Source organism: Micromonospora sp. NPDC049282 (genome assembly GCF_043197045.1).
In the GTDB taxonomy this organism is placed as follows: Bacteria; Actinomycetota; Actinomycetes; order Mycobacteriales; family Micromonosporaceae; genus Micromonospora.
Genome location: NZ_JBICSL010000012.1, coordinates 150,489 through 167,271, shown reverse-complemented (window position 1 = coordinate 167,271; position 16,783 = coordinate 150,489). Strand labels below are relative to the sequence as shown.

16 protein-coding genes are annotated in these 16,783 nt (G+C 74.3%); 8 read left to right on the top strand and 8 right to left on the bottom strand.

What is annotated here, in order from left to right; all coding sequences use genetic code 11:
• Positions 1 to 16 precede the first annotated feature (16 nt).
• From ACGFI2_RS20335 to ACGFI2_RS20320, 4 genes are all read left to right on the top strand, one after another.
• Complete coding sequence (locus ACGFI2_RS20335) at positions 17 to 3,466, top strand: ATP-dependent helicase (protein WP_393519172.1); 3,450 nt, start codon at positions 17 to 19, stop codon at positions 3,464 to 3,466.
• 228 nt (positions 3,467 to 3,694) lie between these two features.
• Positions 3,695 to 3,898 (top strand): cold-shock protein, encoded by a 204-nt coding sequence (locus ACGFI2_RS20330; RefSeq protein ID WP_013288421.1) that lies wholly within the window; start codon positions 3,695 to 3,697, stop codon positions 3,896 to 3,898.
• A gap of 214 nt (positions 3,899 to 4,112) precedes the next feature.
• Positions 4,113 to 5,366, top strand: coding sequence for a DEAD/DEAH box helicase (locus ACGFI2_RS20325; RefSeq protein WP_393519169.1), 1,254 nt, complete (start codon positions 4,113 to 4,115; stop codon positions 5,364 to 5,366).
• A gap of 188 nt (positions 5,367 to 5,554) precedes the next feature.
• Positions 5,555 to 5,719: a hypothetical protein gene (locus tag ACGFI2_RS20320; protein WP_393519166.1), complete on the top strand. Its 165-nt coding sequence runs from the start codon at positions 5,555 to 5,557 to the stop codon at positions 5,717 to 5,719.
• A gap of 359 nt (positions 5,720 to 6,078) precedes the next feature.
• On the opposite strand, the gene ACGFI2_RS20315 is transcribed toward ACGFI2_RS20320, so the two are convergent.
• The 4 genes from ACGFI2_RS20315 to ACGFI2_RS20300 are packed head-to-tail and all read right to left on the bottom strand — an operon-like array spanning position 6,079 to position 9,247.
• Entirely contained in the window at positions 6,079 to 6,534 is a 456-nt protein-coding gene (locus ACGFI2_RS20315; protein ID WP_393519163.1) for an RrF2 family transcriptional regulator, read from the bottom strand.
• A gap of 4 nt (positions 6,535 to 6,538) precedes the next feature.
• Positions 6,539 to 7,423, bottom strand: a complete 885-nt coding sequence (locus ACGFI2_RS20310) for an ABC transporter permease (RefSeq protein WP_393519161.1) — start codon at positions 7,421 to 7,423, stop codon at positions 6,539 to 6,541.
• Positions 7,413 to 8,192, bottom strand: coding sequence for an ABC transporter ATP-binding protein (locus ACGFI2_RS20305; RefSeq protein WP_393519159.1), 780 nt, complete (start codon positions 8,190 to 8,192; stop codon positions 7,413 to 7,415). Before ACGFI2_RS20305 ends, ACGFI2_RS20310 begins: the two co-directional genes overlap by 11 nt.
• Positions 8,189 to 9,247 (bottom strand): ABC transporter substrate-binding protein, encoded by a 1,059-nt coding sequence (locus tag ACGFI2_RS20300; RefSeq protein ID WP_393519156.1) that lies wholly within the window; start codon positions 9,245 to 9,247, stop codon positions 8,189 to 8,191. The genes ACGFI2_RS20305 and ACGFI2_RS20300 overlap by 4 nt, the downstream gene beginning before the upstream one ends.
• Positions 9,248 to 9,395: 148 nt before the next feature.
• On the opposite strand from ACGFI2_RS20300, the gene ACGFI2_RS20295 reads away from it, so the two are divergent.
• The 3 genes from ACGFI2_RS20295 (at position 9,396) to nudC (ending at position 13,116) form a co-directional block, all read left to right on the top strand.
• Positions 9,396 to 10,709 carry a M16 family metallopeptidase gene (locus ACGFI2_RS20295; protein ID WP_393519153.1) on the top strand — a complete coding sequence of 438 codons (1,314 nt, stop codon included), beginning with the start codon at positions 9,396 to 9,398 and terminating at the stop codon, positions 10,707 to 10,709.
• 114 nt (positions 10,710 to 10,823) lie between these two features.
• Positions 10,824 to 12,155, top strand: a complete 1,332-nt coding sequence (locus ACGFI2_RS20290; protein WP_393519151.1) for a M16 family metallopeptidase — start codon at positions 10,824 to 10,826, stop codon at positions 12,153 to 12,155.
• A 13-nt stretch (positions 12,156 to 12,168) separates the two neighbouring features.
• Complete coding sequence (gene nudC / locus ACGFI2_RS20285) at positions 12,169 to 13,116, top strand: NAD(+) diphosphatase (RefSeq protein ID WP_393519148.1); 948 nt, start codon at positions 12,169 to 12,171, stop codon at positions 13,114 to 13,116.
• A gap of 141 nt (positions 13,117 to 13,257) precedes the next feature.
• On the opposite strand, the gene ACGFI2_RS20280 is transcribed toward nudC, so the two are convergent.
• The 3 genes from ACGFI2_RS20280 to ACGFI2_RS20270 all read right to left on the bottom strand — a co-directional run bounded on the left by ACGFI2_RS20280 (position 13,258) and on the right by ACGFI2_RS20270 (position 15,004).
• A complete protein-coding gene (locus tag ACGFI2_RS20280) occupies positions 13,258 to 13,524 on the bottom strand; it encodes a hypothetical protein (RefSeq protein ID WP_393519146.1) in 267 nt (88 codons plus the stop codon).
• A gap of 197 nt (positions 13,525 to 13,721) precedes the next feature.
• The gene (locus ACGFI2_RS20275) at positions 13,722 to 13,961 is read right to left on the bottom strand and encodes a DUF397 domain-containing protein (protein ID WP_393519143.1); all 240 of its coding nucleotides are present in this window, start codon (positions 13,959 to 13,961) and stop codon (positions 13,722 to 13,724) included.
• Between the two features lie 71 nt (positions 13,962 to 14,032).
• Complete coding sequence (locus ACGFI2_RS20270; RefSeq protein WP_393519140.1) at positions 14,033 to 15,004, bottom strand: helix-turn-helix domain-containing protein; 972 nt, start codon at positions 15,002 to 15,004, stop codon at positions 14,033 to 14,035.
• 202 nt (positions 15,005 to 15,206) lie between these two features.
• Here ACGFI2_RS20270 and ACGFI2_RS20265 point away from each other — a divergent pair, with 202 nt between their 5' ends.
• Entirely contained in the window at positions 15,207 to 16,472 is a 1,266-nt protein-coding gene (locus ACGFI2_RS20265; RefSeq protein ID WP_393519137.1) for an MFS transporter, read from the top strand.
• A gap of 58 nt (positions 16,473 to 16,530) precedes the next feature.
• Here ACGFI2_RS20265 and ACGFI2_RS20260 read toward each other — a convergent pair whose 3' ends face one another.
• Positions 16,531 to 16,773 carry a mycoredoxin gene (locus ACGFI2_RS20260; protein ID WP_393519135.1) on the bottom strand — a complete coding sequence of 81 codons (243 nt, stop codon included), beginning with the start codon at positions 16,771 to 16,773 and terminating at the stop codon, positions 16,531 to 16,533.
• Between the last annotated feature and the right edge of the window lie 10 nt (positions 16,774 to 16,783).

Sequence of the window (16,783 nt, the reverse complement as noted above, 5' to 3'; positions counted from 1 at the left end):
GAACGAGGACCGGACCATGACGACGCAGCCGGCGCTGTTCGGCGCCACCGGCACGCCCACGCCCCGGGCCGCCGACGCGGGCCCCCGCTACACGCCTGTCGAACTGGCCCGGCTGCTCCGGCTGCCCGCGCCCACCCGGGAGCAGGCCGCGATCATCGCGGCGCCGGTGGAACCGCTGCTGGTGGTCGCGGGCGCCGGCTCGGGCAAGACCGAGACGATGGCCGCCCGGGTGGTCTGGCTGGTCGCCAACGCGTACGTGCGTCCCGAGCACATCCTCGGGCTCACCTTCACCCGGAAGGCGGCCGGCGAGCTGGCGCACCGGGTGCGGACCCGTCTCGACCAGCTCATCCGCCGGCTGGGCCGGCCGGGCCGGGACCCGCGCGACGACCCGTTCGCGGGCGAGCCGACGGTGTCGACCTACCACTCGTACGCCGGGCGGATCGTCACCGAGCACGGGCTGCGCGCCGGGTACGAGCCGACCACCCGGCTGCTCACCGAGGCGTCCCGCTGGCAGCTGGTCGACCTGCTGGTGCGCAACTACGACGGGGACATGTCGGAGGTGGACCGGATGCCGTCCACCGTCACCGACGCGGTGCTGGCCCTCGCCGGCGAGCTGGACGAGCACCTGGTCGACCCGGACGAGCTGGCCGGCTGGACCGGCCGCTTCTTCGCCGAGGTGCAGTCGCACCCCGGCCGGGTCTACGCCGACGTGCGTAAGGCGCTCCAGCTCCAGCGGACCCGGCTGAAGCTGCTGCCGCTGGTCCGGGCGTACGGCCGGCGCAAGGACGACTTCGAGGCGATGGACTTCGCCGACCAGCTGGCCCGGGCGGCGCGGGTGGCCCGGGACCACCCGGGCGTGGGCGTGATCGAGCGGGACCGGTTCCGGGTGGTGCTGCTCGACGAGTACCAGGACACCAGCCACGCCCAGGTGGTGCTGCTCAACGCGCTCTTCGGCGGCGGCCACCCGGTCACCGCGGTGGGCGACCCCTGCCAGTCCATCTACGGCTGGCGCGGGGCCAGCGCCGGCACGCTCGACCGGTTCCCCCGGGAGTTCGCCCGCGCCGACGGCACGCCCGCCGACGTGCTCGGCCTCACCACGAGCTGGCGCAACCGGCCGGAGATCCTCGGCGTCGCCAACGCGCTCTCGGTGCCGTTGCGGGCGGCCGGCGCGCGGGTGCCCGAGCTGCACGCCGCGCTCAGCGTCCGCGACCCGATCCCGCACCGCACACCCGGCGGGCGGGCCGGCGGCACCGTGCACTGCGCGCTGCTGCCGACGTACGCCGACGAGGCCGACTGGATCGCCGACAGCGTGCTGGCGGCCTGGCGGGGCGCGGCCGGGATGCCGGGCGCGCTGCCTGAGCACATCCCGGCGGACCGCCGGCCGACCACCGCGGTGCTGGTGCGGCTGCGCAGCCAGATCCCGGCGATCGAGGCCGCGCTGCGGGCCCGAGGGCTGCCGGTGGACGTGGTCGGGCTCGGCGGCCTGCTGGACACCCCTGAGGTACGGGACGTGGTCTGCACCCTGCGGGTGCTCGCCGACCCGACCGACGGGGCGGCGCTGCTGCGGCTGCTCACCGGCGCACGCTGGCGGATCGGCCCGCGTGACCTGGTCGCGCTGCACCGGCGGGCCCGGACCATCGCCCGCAGCCGCCGGGAGCTGGCCGGGGACGACGGTCCGGAGATCGTGGTGGACGTGCTGGACGAGGCGACCCTGGTCGAGGCGCTGGCCGATCTCGGGCCGGCGCAGGCGTACTCGGCGGAGGGGTTCGTGCGGCTGCGGTCGTACGGGATGGAGCTGGCGCTGTTGCGTTACCGGCTGGACCAGTCCCTGCCGGAGCTGATCGCGGACATCGAGCGGAGCATCGGGCTGGACGTCGAGGTGGCGGTGCGGGCCGGCCGGGACGGCGCCGGGGACGCCGGGCTGGCCCGCGCCCACCTGGACGCGCTCGGTGACGTCGCGGCCAGGTTCAGCGGCGAGACGCCCGGCGCCACGCTTGCCGGTTTCCTCGCCTACCTGGCCGCCGCCGAGGACGAGGAGCGCGGGCTGTCGCCGGGCGAGGTCGAGGTGGTGGCGGGCGCGGTGCAGGTGCTCACCGCGCACGCCGCGAAGGGCCTGGAGTGGGACGTGGTGGCGGTGGCCGGGTTGACCCGGGGGGTCTGGCCGGGTCCGGTGCGCAACTCCGACCACTGGCTGGGCGGGCTCGGCGTGCTGCCGTTCCCGCTGCGCGGCGACGCGGACGGGCTGCCCGAGCTGGCCCTGCCGGAGGCGGCGGACCAGCGTGGCGTGGCCCGCGCGCTGGCCGAGTTCACCGACGCGTGGCGGGCGCACGACGAGCGGGAGGAGCGCCGGCTGGCGTACGTGGCGGTGACCCGGCCCCGCCGGCTGCTGCTCTGCTCCGGTTACTGGTGGGGGGAGGGGACGAAGCGGTTCCGCGGGCCGTCGGTGTTCCTCCGCGAGGTGCACGACGCCGGCCCGGCCGGCGCCGGGCACGTGGTCGACGCCTGGGCGCCGGAGCCGGCCGGGGACGCGGTGAACCCGACCACCGAGACGGTGTCGCGGGCGGAGTGGCCGGCCGACCCGCTCGGCGGCCGCCGGCCGGCGTTGACCGAGGCGGCGGCGCTGGTCCGCCGGCACCTCGCCGACCCGGACGCGGCCCGCCGCGAGGCGGCCCTGCTGGCCACCGTCGCCGGAAGCGCCGTCCCGGTGGCCGGAGCCGGCGTGACCGACACCGGCGGGGCGGCGACCGGGGCCGAGGTGGCGGTCCCGGCGGATCCGGAGGTGGCCCGGTGGCGGCGGGAGGCCGACCTGCTCCTCGCCGAGCGGGCGGAGCTGGCCCGCCGGGCCGAGGCGGTCGAGGTGGAACTGCCCGGGCAGCTCTCGGTGACCCAGCTGGTGGCGTTGCGTCGCGACCCCGAGGCGCTGGCCCGTACGCTGCGCCGCCCGATGCCCAGCGAGCCCAGCCCGTACGCGCGGCGGGGCACCGCCTTCCACGCCTGGCTGGAGCAGCGCTTCGGCGCCGACCGGCTGCTGGACGTGGACGAGCTGCCCGGCGCGGCCGACGACGGCGCGGCGTCGGACGACGCGCTGACCGAGTTGCAGGAGCGTTTCCTGGCCAGCGAGTGGGCCGACCGGGTGCCGGTGGAGGTGGAGGTGCCGTTCGCCACGGTGATCGCCGGCGTGGTGGTCCGGGGCCGGATGGACGCGGTCTTCGCCCGCCCGGGCGGGCGCTACGACGTGGTCGACTGGAAGACCGGCCGGCAGCCCGCCGGGCGGGAGGCCGAGGCGGCGGCGGTGCAACTGGCGGTCTACCGGCTGGCCTGGGCGGAGCTGGCGGGCGTGCCGGTGGACCGGGTCGGCGCGGCGTTCCACTACGTCCGGGACGCGGTGACGGTCCGCCCGACCGACCTGCTCGACGCCGGAGGGCTGACCGGCCTGGTGGCCGCCGTGCCGGAATTTTCGACGTGATCTCCCCACCGGGCGAGATCCGTGGTACGTTGTCCTCGTTGCAGTTTTGGTTTCCAGAGACTCTGTGTGCGCCTGGCGGATTGTAGCCCCAGGCGCTCTTTGTTGTGTCCGGAGTTCTCCGGGCGGGGCGACCAGCAGCGACAGGCACGCCACGCAGCAATGCGTGGGGTGCTCCTCTCCGGCCCGCAACACGTGCGGGCCGACCGTTCCGTCAAGGAGACGAAACACATGGCAATTGGCACCGTGAAGTGGTTCAACGCTGACAAGGGCTTCGGCTTCATCACCCCGGACGACGGCGGCGCTGACGTCTTCGCCCACTTCTCGGCGATCCAGACCTCTGGCTACCGGAGCCTGGACGAGAACCAGCGGGTCGAGTTCGAGGTGACCCAGGGCCAGAAGGGCCCGCAGGCGGAGAACATCCGCCCGCTCTGATCTTTCAGATCGACCGGCACCACCACCACGCCCCGCCGGGCGTGGTGCACGGGCCGGCCCGCCGCGCCGCCCTCCCGCAAGCCGGGACGTGGTGCGCCGAGGCGGGCCGGCCCGTACCTTTTCGGTTCGTGCTTGTGATCGCCGGTCACGCCGGTGACGCGCCGCTGGTCGGCGCCCTTCCTCGACACGTGCCGCCTCGAGGAAGGCTTTCCGCATGACCACGACCCTGCCCACTTTCGCCGCCACCGGCCTGGCCCCGGCGCTCGTCTCCGAGCTGGTCGCCCAGGGCATCACCGCGCCGTTCCCGATCCAGTCGGCCACCCTGCCCGACTCGCTGGCCGGCCGGGACGTGCTCGGCCGCGGCCGGACCGGCTCCGGCAAGACGCTCGCGTTCGGGCTGCCGCTGCTGCACCGTACGGCCGGCCACCGGGCCCGCCCCGGCCGCCCGCTCGCCCTGGTGCTGGTGCCCACCCGGGAACTGGCCGCGCAGGTGACCGCCGCGCTCACCCCGTACGCCGCCGCGCTCGGGCTGCGCTGCACCACCGTGGTCGGCGGGCTCTCGCTGACCCGGCAGGCGGACGCGCTGCGCGCCGGCGTCGAGGTGCTGGTGGCCACGCCGGGCCGGCTGCACGACCTGATCGACCGGGGTTCGGCCCGGCTGGACCAGGTGGCCATCACCGTGCTGGACGAGGCGGACCAGATGGCCGACATGGGCTTCCTGCCGCAGGTGACGAAGCTGCTGGAGCAGGTCGCTCCGGGCGGGCAGCGGATGCTCTTCTCGGCCACCCTGGACCGGGGCGTGGACCGGCTGGTCCGCCGGTTCCTGGCCGACCCGGTCACGCACTCCGTCGACCCGGGCACCGCGACGGTCACCGCGATGACGCACCATGTGCTGCACCTGGAGCCGGAGGACAAGCCGGACGCGCTGGCGAACATCGCCGCCCGGGAGGGCCGCACCATCGTCTTCATCGCCACCAAGCACCGCGCCGACCGGGTGGCCCGCCAGTTGCTGGCCAAGGGCGTACGCGCGGCGGCGCTGCACGGCGGCAAGTCGCAGCCGCAGCGCACCCGGATCCTGGAGCAGTTCCGCACCGGTCAGGTCACCGCGCTGGTGGCCACCGACGTGGCGGCCCGCGGCATTCACGTCGACGGGCTGGACCTGGTGGTCAACGCCGACCCGCCCACGGAGGCGAAGGACTACCTGCACCGCGGCGGCCGGACCGCGCGGGCCGGGGAGTCGGGCACCGTGGTCACCCTGGTGCTGCCGGAGCAGCGTCGCGACGTGGCCCGGCTGATGACCACCGCGGGGATCAACCCGAAGACCACCCGGGTACGCGCCGGCGACGCGGAGCTGGGTCGGCTGACCGGGGCGCGGGAGCCCTCCGGCACGCCGGTGACCATCACGCCGCCGGCCGCCGCGCACCCCGCCCCGGGCACCCGCCCCCGCCGGCGGCCGCGCCGCCGCTGACCGGCGGTTTCCGGTGGCCGTCCCCGGCCAGTAGTCGCCCGGCGTCGCCGACCGGTCGCTTCGTGCTGCCTCGCTGAGTCGGGGATCAGCGGATGTTCAGTCGGATGGCCGACTGTCCGCCGTCGCCGTGGCGACGATGCTGGGTCCCGGGCGGTCCGGAGGGGCTGGCCGGATGCGGAGGGGCGACCATGGCGGGTGACGCCGGCCCGGGCGGGGCCCGGGAGGTGCTGCTGGTGCTCGCGGTCGCGGGCGCCGGCCTGGCGCTCGCCGTGGTGGCCGCGTTCGGCCCCTGGCATCCGGCCGTGGACGGTCCGCAGGACCATGGCGCGGCCCGCACCTTCAACTCCGGCTGACCTCGGAGGGTGCGGGCGCGGCAACCTCGTCATGGCCACCGGGTGCGTCACCCTGCGTGACGTCCGGTGTGGGTGGGTCGGTCGCTGACGAGCGGTATGACTCACAGGTATAAATATTCCTCACCGTCATACGGCTTCGCCGCGATGTCTCTTCCGGCGGGACCTCCGCCAGGCCGGCGGCCGTCGGGCCACCGGGCGCGGCGGTCCCACGGCGGTGCGCGAGCAGCCGAGCGGGGCCCCGGCACCGGGCCCCGCTCGGCGTCCGCCGCCGCGCCAGGCCGGACCGCCGCGCCAGGCCGGACCGCCGCGCCAGGCCGGACCGCCGCGCCAGGCCGGACCGCCGCGCCAGGCCGGCCGGGTCAGGGCGCCGGCGCGCGGTCCGCCAGCAGGTCCGCCAGCGTGGTGCGGTCCACCACCAGCGCGATCGCGCCGTCCACCGCCAGCCAGACGTCCCGCAGCCCAGTGGCCACCCCGTGGTAGCCGGTCCGGTCGGCGGGCATGCCCCGGACGCTGGTCAGCGCGCCGCCGACGGCGCGCAGCACGTCGCCGACGCTGATCTCGGCGGGTGGCCGGGTCAACGCGTACCCGCCCTCGGTGCCGCGGTGACTGTGCAGCAACCCGGCCCGTCGCAGGTCGAGCAGGATCCCCTGGAGGAAGCTGAGCGGGATGTCCTGGCTGTCGGCCAGGCTCGCCGCCTTGACCAGCTCGCCGCCGCCGGAATCCTGGCCGCCGGACCCCTCGGGGTCGGTGGAGCCGGCGTCGGCGACGGCGAGCATGGCCCGGAGCGCGTAGTCGGCGCGCGCGGAGATGTACACGACGTCAGTTGCCGGCCTGGTCCAGCACGCCCCAACGGCGGCGGATCGCCTTGTCGGCCGCGCCGAACGCGGAGTCCACCAGCAGGCCGACCACCAGGATGACGATCATGATGGCCATCAGCCGGGGGGCCTCGCTCAACTCCCGGGCGTAGGTGAGCTGCGCGCCGATCGAGGTGCGGGTGGCGATGACCACCAGCAGCTCACCGGCCATCAGGCTGCGCCAGGCGAACGCCCAGCCCTGCTTGAGCCCGGCCACGATGGCGGGCAGCGCGGCGGGCGCGATCACGTACCGGTAGAGGTTCAGCCCGCGGGCGCCGAGGTTGCGGCCGGCGCGGACCAGCAGTGGCGGCACGTAGTCGACGCCGTGGATGACGCCGTTGGCGACCGACGGCGCGGCGCCGAGCACCACCACGAAGAAGATCGCCTGCTCGCTGAGCTGGAACAGCAGGATGGCCAGCGGGAACCAGGCGATCGACGGCATGGTCTGCAACGCGGTGATCATCGAGCCGAGCGCGGCCCGGAGCACCTTCACCCGGGCCACCCCGAGGCCGAGCAGCAGGCCGACCGCGACCGCGGCGGAGAATCCGACGACCGCGCGGCGGGCGGTGGTGGCCAGCCCTTCCCAGAGCGCGGAACTGACCAGGTAGTGACCGAGGTCGGCGAAGACCACGCCGGGGCCGGGCAGCGCCCACGGCTCCTTCCAGCCGCTCCAGACGACGGCCTGCCAGACGGCGATCGCCAGGGCCAGCGCGGCGAACTTGGGCCAGGTGGCCGACCAGAGCCGGCGCAGCCGGGACGGGCCCTTCTCCCGGCCGGCGATCTCCAGCGCGTCGAGGCCGGAGATCTCCGCGTCGCTCCGCGCCGAACCGGCGAGGGTGTCACTGGCCATGCCGGCCCACCTCCTTGCGCAGCCGGTCGGTGACCTCGGCGGCGATGGCCGAGACCTCCGGCGAGTCGATCCGCCGGGGCCGTGGCACGTCGACCCGGGTGGAGTAGATGATCCGGCCGGGCCGGCTGGAGAGCAGCACGATCCGGTCGGCGAGCCGGGCCGCCTCACGGACGTTGTGCGTGACGAACAGGACGGTGAGCTTGCGCTCGCCCCAGATCCGCTCCAGCTCGTCGTGCAGGATGTCCCGCGTCATCGCGTCGAGCGCGCCGAACGGCTCGTCCATCAGCAGCACCGGGGTGTCGAGCGCGAGCGTGCGGGCCAGCGCGACCCGCTGCCGCATGCCGCCGGAGAGCTGGTGCGGGCGCTTGCGGCCGAAGTCGGACAGGTGGACCGTACGCAGCAGCTCGGCGACCCGCTCCTTGCGCTGGTCGCGGGGGAGCCCGCGCAGCTTCAGCGGCACCTCGACGTTGCCCTCGACGGTCGACCACGGGAACAGCGCCGGCTCCTGGAACATCAGGCCCGGGTTGACGCCCTCACCCAGCTCGATCGCGCCGCCGCTGACCCGGTCCAGGCCGGCGACCAGGTTGAGCAGCGTGCTCTTGCCGCAGCCGGACGCGCCGACCAGGCAGACGAACTCGCCCGGCGCGACGTCCAGCGACAGCCCGTCCAGCGCCAGGACGGCCTGTTCGCCCTGGCCGTACACCTTGGTCACGCCGCGCAGCGCGATCGAGCCGGTCGCGCTGCGCGGGGTGGTCGTGGTCGACGTCACGGCTGGGTGACCTCGGGCTTGCCCTCGGCCTTCAGCACCTCGTTGAGGAACTTCAGGTCGTAGAGGCCGTTCAGGTCGACCGGCTGGGTCAGCTCGACCGCGACGGCGTGGTCCAGGCCGGCCTTCAGCGAGGACGCGATCGGGTCGTTGGTGAACTCCAGCGTCGGCCAGGCCTGCTTGATCAGCTTGATGTCCAGCGGCTTGCCGGTGATCTTGCCGATGTGCGCGGAGATGGCCTGCTGCGCCTCGTCCGGCTTGGTGTTGACGAACTCGTTGGCCGCGACCTGCCCCTCGACCAGCTTCTTCACCGCGTCCGGGTGCGCCTTGAGGAACTTGGTGCTGACCAGCAGGTTGGTGATGACGAACTTCTTGTCCGGCCAGAGGTCGCGCTCGTCGACCAGCACCTTGCCGCCGGCGTTGACCAGCCGGGAGACGAACGGCTCCGGCACCCACGCGCCGTCGATGGCGCCGCTGCCGAAGGTTTCGACGGTCTGCGCGTTCTCCTGCGGGACGACCTTGACGTCGCCGCCGCCCTCCTTGGTGGTCGTCAGGCCCTTCTCCTTGAGCCAGTAGCGCAGTGCGACGTCCTGGGTGTTGCCGAGCTGCGGGGTGGCGATCTTCTTGCCGCGCAACTGCTCCGCCGAGGTGATGCCGGGCTTGACCACGAGCGCGACGCCGCCGGACGCGGCGCCCGAGACCACCCGGACCGCCTCGCCCTTCGACTTGGAGAAGGCGTTCACGGTCGGGTTCGGACCGATGTACGTGGCGTCGAGCGCGCCGGAGAAGACCGCCTCGATGGCGGCCGGGCCGGCGTTGAAGGTCTTCGTCTCCAGCGTGACGTCGCTGCCCAGCTTCTCCTTGAAGATCCCCTTCTCGACGCCGACCACGGCCGGCGCGTGGGTGATGTTGGGGAAGTAGCCGAGGCGCAGCGTCACCGGACCGGAGCCGCCGGCGTCGCTGTCGTCGCCGCAGGCGGCGGTGGTGCCGAGCGTGGCCGCGCCGACCGCGGCCAGGGTGGCCAGCGTGACCAGGCGGCGCAGGGGGAGCCGTCTCATCGAATGTCCAATCCGCAGTATTCCTATTTAGTTGGTAGGAAGACTGGGGCAGGACGGGGGCGTCGTCAAGACCCGTCCCGCATCTGTCCACCGTTCGGCCACGGCACACCGCCGGTGCGGCCGGTGCGGAGGCGCTAGTGTCGATCGCGTGCCGACCCGGAGAGCCAGGATTCCCGCCACCAAGTACCCGGTCGAGCGGTTCGCCCTCGACAACGGCCTGCGAGTGGTGCTCACTCCCGACCGCAGCGCCCCGGTGATCGGGGTGGCGGTGGTCTACGACGTCGGCATCCGATCCGAGCCGCAGGGACGCACCGGCTTCGCCCACCTCTTCGAGCACCTGATGTTCCAGGGCTCGGAGAACCTGGAGAAGCTGGCCCACTTCCGGCACGTGCAGGGCGCCGGCGGCACCTTCAACGGCTCCACCCACCTGGACTACACCGACTACTTCGAGACGCTGCCGAGCAACGCCCTGGAACGGGCGCTCTTCCTCGAGGCCGACCGGATGCGCGGCCCCCGGCTGACCCAGGAGAACCTGCGCAACCAGGTCGACGTGGTCAAGGAGGAGATCCGGGTCAACGTGCTCAACCGGCCGTACGGCGGGTTCCCCTGGCTGACGCTGCCCCCGGTGATGTTCGACACCTTCCCCAACGCGCACGACGGCTACGGCTCCTTCGACGACCTGGAGTCGGCGACCGTGGCCGACGCGGCCGACTTCTTCCGCCGCTACTACGCCAGCGGCAACGCGGTGCTCGCGGTCAGCGGCGACATCGACGTGGCCGAGGCGACCGCGCTCATCGAACGGCACTTCGGCGACGTGCCGGCCCGCCCCGCCCCGGAGCGGCCCGACTTCACCGAGCCGGACCTGACCGGCGAGCGGCGCAGCACGTACACCGACGCGCTGGCCCCGCTGCCGGCCGTGGCGGGCGCCTGGCGGGTGCCCGACCCGGTGGCCGACTTCGCCGGCTACCTGCCCTACGTGGTCCTGGCCGAGGTGCTCACCGACGGCGACGCGTCCCGGCTGGTCGAGCGCCTGGTGCAGCGGGACCGCACGGTCACCAGCGTCGGCGGCTACCTCGGCTTCATGGGCGACCCGTTCGACGTGCGCGACCCCACCGCGCTGCTGCTGCAGGCGCACCTGCCGCCCGGCGGCGACGTGGACAAGGTGCTGCGCACGGTCGACGAGGAGCTGGACCGGCTGGCCACCGACGGGCTGGTCGAGGGTGAGCTGGCGCGTACCCAGGCCCGGATGGCCACCCACCTGCTGCGGGACACCGACGCGGTGCTCGGCCGGGCGCTGCGGATGGCGGTGCTGGAACAGCAACGCGGCGAACCGGGGCTGCTCAACGAGCTGCCCCGGCTGGTCGGCGCGGTCACCGAGGAGCAGGTCCGCGCCGCCGCCGCCACGCTGCGCCCCGAGCGCCGCGCGTCCGTCGAGGTCGTGGCCGCCGGAGGTGCCAGGTGAGCGCGAGGAGTGAGCCGATTTTGCGAGCCCCGCAGTCGCGAACGGAGATGGCTCAGTGAGCGCGAGGAGTGAGCCGATTTTGCGAGCCCCGCAGTCGCGAACGGAGATGGCTCAGTGAGCGCCCCCACCACCGTCCGGCCGCTGCCGGCGCTCGGCCCCAACCGGCGGCTCACCGTGCCGAAGCAGGCCGAGCGCACGCTCGGCAACGGCCTCACCGTGATCGCGGTACGCCGCCCCGCCGTACCCCTGTTCGAGCTGCGGCTCTGGATGCCGTTCGGGCGGGCCCACCTGGCTCGCGGCGCGATGCTGGCGCAGACCATGCTGGCCGGCACCGAGGCGCACAGCGCCACCGAGATCGCCGCGGAGCTGCAGAAGGTCGGCGGCGGCCTCTCCGCCGGCCTCGACCCGGACCGGCTGATGCTCTCCGGCGCGGGCCTGGTGACCGGGCTGGACCGGATGTTGGAGCTGCTCGCCGAGGTGCTCACCGGCGCCAACTATCCGGGCGACTGGGTGGCGACCGAGCGGGACCGGCTGGTCGACCGGATCCAGGTCGCCCAGAGCCAGCCCGCCCACCTGGCCCGGACGGCGCTGCTCAAGCGGGTCTACGGCCGGCACCCGTACGCGGTGCAGATGCCCGAGCCCGAGCAGGTCCGGGCGGTCCGGCCGGCCGCGCTGCGCCGGCTGCACGCCGAGCGGGTGCACCCGGCCGGCGCGGTGCTGGTGCTCGTCGGCGACGTGCGGCCGGAGCAGGCGCTGGACGCGGCCGAGGCGGCGCTGGCCGGCTGGCGGGGGGACGGTCACGTCGCCGAGCTGCCGCCCGCCCCGCCGCTGGAGCCGGGGCCGCTGCTGCTTGTCGACCGTCCCGGCTCGGTGCAGTCGTCGCTGCGCCTGGCGCTGCCCGCGGTGCCCCGCACGCATCCCGACCACGCGGCGCTGCAACTGGCGAACCTGATCTTCGGCGGCTACTTCTCCTCCCGCTGGGTGGAGAACATCCGCGAGGACAAGGGCTACACGTACGGGCCGCACTCGCTGGTCGAGCACTCGGTGGCCGGCTCGGTGCTGGTCGCCGGCGCCGAGGTGGCCACCGAGGTGACCGCGCCGGCGCTGCTGGAGACCAGCTACGAGCTGGGCCGGCTGGCCACCGTGCCGCCGAAGCCGGAGGAGTTGGAGCAGGCCCGCCAGTACGCGCTCGGCACGCTCCAGCTCGGCATGTCCACCCAGGCCGGTCTCGCCTCGCTGACCAGCGCGTACGCCGGCAACGGGCTGCGCCTGGACTTCCTCACCGAGCACGCCGCCCGGCTGGCCGCCGCGACCGTGGACGACGTCGCGGAGGCGGCCGCCCGCTACCTCGCCCCGGCGCACGCGGTGACCGTGGTGCTCGGCGACGCGGCCCGGGTGGCCGACTCGCTCGCGGCGCTGGCGCCGGTTCGTACGGAAACGCTGTGAGAGCGGAACCCCGGTGAGTGGCGAGCCCGCGCCGCCGCTGGCCCGGTCCACGCTGGACCGGGCCGCGCACCGGCGCACCGACCCGGCCTGGCTGGCCGAGGCGTGGGAGCAGGCCCGGGTGCTGGTGCTGGACTCGGCCGACGGGGGCCGTGCCCTGGTGCGCGGCGAGGGGGCGCCGCCGGAGCTGGTCCTGGTCGGCTCCGGTGAACTGCCCGAGGTGCCCCGCTCGGTGCCGATGTTCCTCGGCCTGGAGCCGGACGGGGTGCCGGTCTTCGCGGCGGACGGGCCGCTGCCGGCAGTGCCGGACGCCCACCGGGTCCACCTGCGCGAGGTCGGCCACCTGATGACCGACCGGGACGCGGGGCTGTTCACCACCGCGTTGGCGTTGCTCAACTGGCACCTCCGGCACGGCTACTCGGCGGCCACCGGGCAGCCGACCCGGGTCGACGAGGCCGGCTGGTCCCGGATCGACCCGGGCGGCCACCGGACCTGGCCGCGTACCGACCCGGCGATGATCGTGCTGGTGCACGACGGGGTGGACGGACCGGAGGGTCGTTGCCTGCTGGGCAACAACGTCGCCTGGCCGAGCAGCCCCGGCGTGCGCCGCTACTCCTGCCTGGCCGGCTACGTCGAGCCCGGCGAGTCGGCCGAGGCCGCCGTGCTGCGCGAGGTCCGCGAGGAGGTCGGCGTCGCGGTCGAGGAGATCGGGTACGTGTCCAGCCAGGCGTGGCCGTTCCCGGGCTCGCTGATGCTCGGCTTCCTGGCCCGGGCCGACGCCGACGAGGAGATCCGGGTCGACCCGACCGAGATCGCGCACGCGCGCTGGTTCAGCCGGCGGGAGATCGGCGCGGCGCTGGCCGGCGAGCCGGTGTCGGTGGACGGCGGGGACCGCCTGCTCCTGCCGCCGCCGTCGTCGATCGCGCTCTTCCTGGTGCACCGCTGGCTCGACGGCCACTGCTGACCTCGGTGCGGACGCGGTCCCGGCCCGGACCGTCGTTGCCGCGGCGGTCGCGGGCCGGGAACACGGGCCGTCGTGGCCGGGTGAGGCGTGGAGCGCGGCGGGGGAGCCGGTCCGGCCACGACGGACGTCAGCGGCCGGTCATCAGCCGTCCCAGCGGTACGGGCGACCGGGGGCGGACTCCTCGATGGGCAGCACCTTGACCCGGTGCCGACCGGCGCGTACCGCGCCGACGGCGGACAGCGCCCGGGCGAGCAGGAGGGCGGCGTCCCGGTCCTCGGCGTGGACGACCTGGCGGCGTGGCTCCGGCGCGCGGGTCTCGTCCCGCAGGCGACTCCCGCCGGCCCAGGCGGCGGCGATGTCGGCGTCGGCGGCGCTACGGATCTCGGTGCGGACGATCAGGAACCGCATGGTGTCCCCCGGAGACGGACGGATACGCGGTGGAACTTCCACGTCACTCCAGGCGTCATCGTACGCTCGCGTGTCGTCTCAGCAAGTGAAACCGGCCGGCTCGACCGTTCGGGGGACCCCAGGTCAGCACGGTTGTCGCGGGTGGACGTGCGAGGGGCCGCCGGCGTCACGCCGACGGCCCCCGGGCACTCGCCGGATCAGTTCAGGTCGAACTGGCCGTTCTTCGCTCCGGCGATGAAGCCGAGCCAGCCGGCCCGGTTGAACAGCAGCACCGGCCCGCTCGGGTCCTTGCTGTCGCGCAGCGCCATGGTCGCCGGCCCGGTGCCGAGCGGTGCGACCTCGACGCAGTTCGAGGTCTGGCTGCGGGTGCTCTTGCGCCAGGCGGCGCCGGCGAGGTGCCCCGAGCGGGCGGTCGAGCTGTGGCGGATCTCGTTCATGGTGTCCTGCTCCTGATGAGGTGCTCCGATGGGTACGAGCGACGCCGGCGCCGGACGGTGTCCGCCGGGGATCACCGTTCCGTCGTGAGGCGCCCCGAGTCCGGGCGGCGCTGGGTCGGCGCCGTTGCCGGCCCGTGCGCCACGGTGGACTCGACTGCCGTGCCGGTCAGCCGTCCCGTCGCTTCGATCAACCAGGAGAGGGTGTCCGATGCGGAGAGTGCCGACGAGCATAGCCACTCGTACACCACTTTATAGCGATTTAGGGTGTCAGCCTCGGTCGACATGACGTCGGTGAACCCACTTTCGATCGCCAACGTCTCCGGATCGAGGGGATCGGCGAACCGATAGACCGAGAAGGCGGTCGGCGGAAGGTACCAGTCGCCCACCCGCGTGTCCCGCAGCAACAGCCGCAGCTCCACGTTCGGCAGCAGGGCCAGTTCGCACAGGTGCACGAGCTGCTCGTGCAGCACCTCCGGCGGCCCCGCCCGGCGGCCCAGCGCGGCCTCCTCCAGCACCGCGGTGTACCGGGGCACGTGGGTCAACAGGGACTGGCGCGCCTGCCGGGCGGCCACCTCGGTCTCCGGGTCCTCCGGGTCCGGGTCACCCGCCTCCTCCGCCACCCGGGCCGCGGACAGGATCCGGTGCCGGGCGTACCCGGGCGTCTGCAACAGGCCCGGCACCAGCACCGGGTTGTACTCGGAGATCTCCGCGCAGCCCGCCTCCAGCTCGGCGAAGGCGCGCTGCTGCTGGGTCATCACCGGGAAGTTGCGCAGCCAGCCCCGCATGTCGCCGGCCTCGTGGGTGATCCCGGTCAGCTCCGCGCGCAGTTCCTCGTCGGCGCCGTAGAGCGTCAGCAGCACGTCGACGTCGTCCGGGTCGGGGCGGCTGCGGCCGTTCTCCAACCGGGACAGTTTGGATGCGGAGGCCCAACCGATCCGCTCGATGACCTGGTCACCGGTGAGACCGGCCTGTTCACGGAGCCGGCGCAGCTCGATGCCGAGGCGGCGACGACGCAGAAACGGGCCTGGTGCGGCAGGAGGCACGGCGTCCTCTTTCCCGTCGACCGTCGCAAGACGCGACGGTAACTGTATGGAATTCGCCCCCCACGGCCAGTATGGACGGCGCGACCGGTGTCGGCGGGTCCGGCGAGGGCGTGTCACGAGACAAAAAGAGGACTGTGGAGAGCGCCTTCATCCGGCGCCCGCCCCCGACGCGCCCACGGGCGCACCCTGCCGGAGGGAACCGATGCGCACCGTCCTGCGCCGCCCCGACTTCCGCCTGCTCTTCACCGCGATGGTGGCGAGCATGGCGGCGGAGTCGATCCTGTTGCTCGCCCTGGCCGTCTGGGTGAAGGACCTGACCGGCTCGGACAGCATGGCCGGGGCGACCGTCTTCGCCGTCATCGCGCCGATGGCGTTCGCCCCGCTGGTGGGCTGGGTGGTCGACCGTTACCGCCGGCGGCCCTTCTTCATCGCCGCGAACCTGGTCGCCGCCGTGCTGCTCGGCCCGCTGCTCACGGTGCGGGACCGGACCGACGTGTGGATCATCTACCTGGTGGCGGCGCTCTACGGCCTCTCCTCGATCACGGTGACCGCCGTGCTCAACGGGCTGATCCGCCACCTGGTGCCGGCCGACCTGCTGGCCGACGCGAACGGTGCGCTCCAGACCGTCCGGCAGGGGCTGCGGCTGGTCGGGCCGCTCGCCGGGGCCGGCATCTACGCCGCCGTCGGCGGCTGGCTGCTGGTCACCCTGGCCATGGGCGGGTTCCTCGCCGCCGCGGCGGTGGTCGGCCTGCTCCGGGCGGACGAGGGCGTGCCGCCGGCCCCCGGGCGCCACTGGCCGACGGGTGTGGGGGCCGGGCTGCGCCACCTGGCCCGCGAGGCGGCGCTGCGCCGGGCGCTGGTCGGCTACGGGCTCGGCTCGCTGGTGATGGGCTTCACCGAGTCACTGATCTTCGCGTACGTCGATCTGGGTCTGCGTCGCGACGCCGCGTTCGTCGGCGTGCTGGTCATGGTGCAGGGCGTCGGCGGCCTGATCGGCGGCCTGCTCTCGGCCGCCGTGGTCCGCCGGCTCGGTGAGCTCGGCGCGCTGGCCGTCGGGGTGACGTTCTTCGGCCCGGCCGCGCTGGCGCTGGCGTACCCCCGGCTCTGGCTCGGGGTGGTGGCGCTGCTGCTGGCCGGCGTCTCGCTGCCGCTGACCATGGTGGGGCTGCACACGCTGGTCCAGCGTTGGACGCCGCCGGGGCTGCTGGGTCGGGTCACCGCCGCGTCGAAGGCGCTGATCAGCGGGCCGCAGGCGGTCTCCATCGGCACCGGCGCGCTGCTCGTCGGCGTGTTCGACTACCGGCTGCTGTTCGTGCTGGTCGGCGCGATCACCACGGCTGCCGGCCTCTACCTCTGGCGGGGCCGCGGGCTCACCCCGCCGGGCGCCGGGCCGGCCCGCGTGCCGGGCCCCCGCCGGCCGCTCGACGGCGAGATGCTCGCCACCGCCCACCGGCGTCGCTCGCGCTGACCGGACGACGAGCGGCCGCACCCCGGTGGGGTACGGCCGCTCGGCAGGTGCGGTCAGGTCAGCCGGGAAGCGCGGCGAGGTGCTGCTTGACCTGGTTGATCGAGGGGTTGGTCAGGGCGCTGCCGTCGGCGAAGCGCAGCGTCGGCACGGTCTGGTTGCCGCCGTTCACACCCATCACGAACTCCGCGGCCGCGGAGTCCTGCTCGATGTCGACCACCTCGTACGCGATGCCCTCCCGGTCGAGCTGCGACTTCAGCCGGTGGCAGTAGCCGCACCACGGGGTGGAATACATCGTCAGCATGGTCTGGTCC

What these genes read in the sequence shown, in the direction of transcription:
- ACGFI2_RS20325 (WP_393519169.1), top strand. Translation starts at nt 4,113, where the DNA reads ATGACCACGACCCTGCCCACTTTCGCCGCCACCGGCCTGGCCCCGGCG.
- ACGFI2_RS20260 (WP_393519135.1), bottom strand. Translation starts at nt 16,773, where the DNA reads ATGCTGACGATGTATTCCACCCCGTGGTGCGGCTACTGCCACCGGCTG.
- ACGFI2_RS20335 (WP_393519172.1), top strand. Translation starts at nt 17, where the DNA reads ATGACGACGCAGCCGGCGCTGTTCGGCGCCACCGGCACGCCCACGCCC.
- ACGFI2_RS20330 (WP_013288421.1), top strand. Translation starts at nt 3,695, where the DNA reads ATGGCAATTGGCACCGTGAAGTGGTTCAACGCTGACAAGGGCTTCGGC.
- ACGFI2_RS20265 (WP_393519137.1), top strand. Translation starts at nt 15,207, where the DNA reads ATGCGCACCGTCCTGCGCCGCCCCGACTTCCGCCTGCTCTTCACCGCG.
- ACGFI2_RS20310 (WP_393519161.1), bottom strand. Translation starts at nt 7,423, where the DNA reads ATGGCCAGTGACACCCTCGCCGGTTCGGCGCGGAGCGACGCGGAGATC.
- ACGFI2_RS20280 (WP_393519146.1), bottom strand. Translation starts at nt 13,524, where the DNA reads ATGCGGTTCCTGATCGTCCGCACCGAGATCCGTAGCGCCGCCGACGCC.
- ACGFI2_RS20300 (WP_393519156.1), bottom strand. Translation starts at nt 9,247, where the DNA reads ATGAGACGGCTCCCCCTGCGCCGCCTGGTCACGCTGGCCACCCTGGCC.
- ACGFI2_RS20275 (WP_393519143.1), bottom strand. Translation starts at nt 13,961, where the DNA reads ATGAACGAGATCCGCCACAGCTCGACCGCCCGCTCGGGGCACCTCGCC.
- ACGFI2_RS20320 (WP_393519166.1), top strand. Translation starts at nt 5,555, where the DNA reads ATGGCGGGTGACGCCGGCCCGGGCGGGGCCCGGGAGGTGCTGCTGGTG.